The 1,822-nt window shown below is 39.2% G+C and carries 3 protein-coding genes; 2 read left to right on the plus strand and 1 reads right to left on the minus strand.

Annotated features, from left to right (window positions below):
• Window positions 1-137: 137 nt before the first annotated feature.
• Complete coding sequence (locus PSE7429_RS22465; RefSeq protein ID WP_158467667.1) at window positions 138-593, plus strand: transposase; 456 nt, start codon at window positions 138-140, stop codon at window positions 591-593.
• A gap of 42 nt (window positions 594-635) precedes the next feature.
• On the opposite strand, the gene PSE7429_RS22470 is transcribed toward PSE7429_RS22465, so the two are convergent.
• Complete coding sequence (locus PSE7429_RS22470; protein ID WP_009629691.1) at window positions 636-1,490, minus strand: Rpn family recombination-promoting nuclease/putative transposase; 855 nt, start codon at window positions 1,488-1,490, stop codon at window positions 636-638.
• Between PSE7429_RS22470 and PSE7429_RS26450 the strand changes: the two genes are divergently transcribed.
• Window positions 1,414-1,623: a hypothetical protein gene (locus PSE7429_RS26450; protein WP_162471249.1), complete on the plus strand. Its 210-nt coding sequence runs from the start codon at window positions 1,414-1,416 to the stop codon at window positions 1,621-1,623. The two genes, PSE7429_RS22470 and PSE7429_RS26450, sit on opposite strands and share 77 nt — an antisense overlap.
• Window positions 1,624-1,822 lie beyond the last annotated feature (199 nt).

The raw sequence follows: 1,822 nt of genomic DNA on the forward strand, positions 1-1,822 counted from the left end.
ATTACTTCTACCAGTTCTCCTACTGGCATATTTTCTAGGGCTTCTCGTTCATATTGCGGTGGCTCTTTCATCCCTTTACTTTAGCCGCTTTGGCTCTTTTGTCAATTTCTTACCTGATTCTTTACCGTAAGATAGCATTGAGCCAAGAAGACAAAGCCCAAGGCAGGTATGTGAAATTAGAAGCAGTGAATTTAGAAGAAAACGACAAGAAAGAAATTTATCTCGAAGGAGTTGAGTTTCCTTTATCGCTAATTAAGCAAGTTTTCGTAAACGAAGATGACAGTATTGGTGTTCTCTATCTAGTCACTAGCGACCTAACAATCACCTACAAGCAAATTACAACAATCTACCGTAAACGCTGGAAAGTTGAAGAATATCACAAGTCTTTGAAGCAAAATGTGAGTCTATCGAAATCGCCGACCAAGACAGTTGACAGTCAAGCCAATCACTTCTTTGCATCTTTGTGGGGATATGTGAAATTGGAGGTTCTCAAACTCAATTCTAAGCTCAATCATTTTGCTCTCAAATCCAAGTTGTATATTAAGGCTTTGCAGCAGTCTTACTTGGAATGGCAGTCCCTGAAACCTTTTTAGACTTCTGCGTAAGGTGAGTTAGTTCAGTAGATTACTCAGCAATTAAGATTTTAGCGATCGCTTTGTTTTTGTTGATTTTGGTGGCTGATCTTTTTTTGCTGAAAGTTTTTGGAGCTTTTGGACTTCTTTGAGAGTTAGTCCCGTGAATTGTGCAACTAAATCCACAGAAATGTTGGAGCGCATCATGTTTATAGCGATTTGTCGTGCAGTTTCAGCTTTGCCTTCAGCTTTGCCTTCAGCTTTACCCTTGGCTATACCTTTAGCTTCACCCTCAAGTAAGATTTCTTGATAAATAACTGATTCTTTCATGATTTCGCTCCTTAAAAGTCTTTGGATGATTTCTTTATTTAAGGCTATACCCGATATTATAGCGGTCGATGCGGCTACGTTACTTTGCACTTGTTTATCGGTAATTTGTTCAATTTGCTTGGCAACTTGTCTTAAGGTTTCTTCGGGATCATTGGTTTGAGATAATGTGGCAAAGGGGAATAGTCCTTGATATCGCTGAAATATTTCTGTTGGTTGTTCCCAGATTCTGATGACGTTAAATTCATAATTCAGTGTGCCAATATTAAATGTGCTTTCATGAACTAAGTTGGATTGGCTGGGGCTGAGGTAAATGACCACTTGATATACCTGCTTTTCAGGAAATTTGCGATATAGCCTAAGCCGATAATCTGCCATGCGGAAGGGGATGTTTTTATTTGGCTCGGTCTGAAATTCGATATGCAGAATGATTTCGGTTGATTCGAGAAATATCACGGAATCGGCGCGAATTGGTTCGACTGAGAGTTCCGATGGTTCGATTTTGGTTAGGGTTATGGCTTCGCCCAATATCCAACTGGCGAAGTCTCTGGAAAAGCTTTCGGCTAAGAATTTGCAAATATTATCGATCATTTTGGGATTCTATCATTTACCGATCGCCTACTCATTTCTAGAAAGCGATCGCTCTCAAACGATAAACTCCCGATCGCCTAAAATATCATCTCAAAGTTACCGATCGCTATCAAATGACTGGAGTTTAGACTAAGAAAGGTAAAAAAGGCAGAGTAAAAGAGATACAAACTGCCTAAAGTAGATGAAAAGAAAAAGGACATCTACAGTCATGATTATTGACAAACTACAAGAATTTCGTCAACAGGTATATAGATTTTTAGGAAACGGACGAGATGCAATATTTGACCTGATGGATGCAGTATTAACCAGTCCAAGCGTAAAGTCATTTGCGG

This window comes from Pseudanabaena biceps PCC 7429 (assembly GCF_000332215.1).
GTDB lineage: Bacteria > Cyanobacteriota > Cyanobacteriia > Pseudanabaenales > Pseudanabaenaceae > Pseudanabaena > Pseudanabaena biceps.